2 protein-coding genes are annotated in these 1526 nt (G+C 41.7%); both read left to right on the top strand.

Annotation, left to right across the window (positions count from 1 at the left end; translation table 11 throughout):
- On the top strand, nucleotides 1-386 hold a 386-nt coding region (locus AC1DSB_RS19115), incomplete at its 5' end, for a M20/M25/M40 family metallo-hydrolase (RefSeq protein WP_477587401.1).
- Between the two features lie 87 nt (nucleotides 387-473).
- Nucleotides 474-1526, top strand: a 1053-nt coding sequence (locus tag AC1DSB_RS19120) for a DNA polymerase IV (RefSeq protein WP_477587402.1), incomplete at its 3' end; no start/stop codon positions are given.

Genomic DNA, 1526 nt, shown 5'->3' on the forward strand with positions numbered 1-1526 from the left:
CTGAAGCACGTTCGATTGTGCCGGATAAATTGGACATTCAAACTGCGCATATGAAAACGGTATTTGAAGAGACCGCTGCTGCAATGGGTGGAAAAGCCGAAATCGATATTCAGTTAATGTATCCTGGCTTCCGTTTTGATGAAGATGAACATGTGACGCAAGTATCCATTCAAGCAGTCAAGAACATTGGACGCACACCAAACCTTGGAACAAGTGGTGGCGGAAGTGATGCAAACATCATTGCAGGCTTCGGCATTCCTACGGTGAATTTGTCTGTTGGATATGAAGAGATTCACACGAAAAATGAACGCATGCCTGTAGAAGAACTTGAGAAGTTGTCAGATTTACTCGTTGAAATTGTTAAGGTTTCTGCAAAACAAGCTTAATTCATGGATAAAGTCGAGATTTCAGGTTAACCTGATGTCTCGATTTTTGTTATGATTATGTTCAGTACATGAAGAGGCGATGAGGATATGATGGACATAAAACGCAATAAATCTCGTATTATTTTTCATATTGATATGAATAGTTTTTATGCGTCAGTTGAGCAATCGTATGATCCTACTTTAAAAGGGAAAGCAATTGCCATTGCCGGAAATCCAAAAGAACGAAGAGGGATTCTCGTAACTTGTTCATATGAGGCGCGTGCCCGTGGAGTCTATACAACGATGAGTGTGTGGGAAGCAAAGCGAAAATGTCCCGAATTAATATTGTTGCCGCCAAATTTCGAGCGTTATCGAATTGCATCTCGAGCGATGTTTGATTTATTAAGAACGTATACAAAACAAGTAGAACCAGTATCGATAGATGAAGGTTATATGGATGTCACAGAAATTGATAGCCCTATGTCACCCTTACAAATTGCAGCGGACATTCAGACAAGGTTAGTACAGGAGCTGGATTTGCCTTGTTCGATTGGCATTGCGCCAAATAAATTTTTAGCAAAAACGGCATCGAATTTGAAGAAACCCATGGGGATTACGGTCCTGCGAAAGCGGGATATAGATAAAGTTTTATGGCCACTACCAGTATTGGAAATGCATGGGGTAGGCGAAAGCACTGCGAAAAAATTGAACAGTATCGGTTTGAAAACGATTGGCGATATTGCCAACGCTGAAGAAGGTTTATTGAAAGAAGCACTTGGGAAGAATGGCATTCGACTGAAAAATCGAGCTAATGGACAAGATGAACGGTTTGTCGACCCAGATTCCGTTTATGATACAAAAAGTGTAGGAAACTCCACGACATTGCCGAGCGACGAAACCGATTTACATGAACTTCGAAAAGTCTTTCAAAACTTGAGTGCGAGAGTGGCAAACCGTTTGGAAGCAAAGCGACTCGCCGGTCCAACCGTGTCCATTCAAATTCGGGATGCGGATTGGAGAAATTCATCACGCAGTCAATCGTTTCGCAATCTGGTTTATGAAAAGGATAAGATTTTTGAAGTGGCATGGTCATTGTTTACGAAAAATTGGGATGGCCAAGCTATTAGACTGCTTGGCGTGACTGTCAGCAACGTTGTAGAC

The organism is Paenisporosarcina sp. P4_E4_2 (assembly GCF_056401595.1).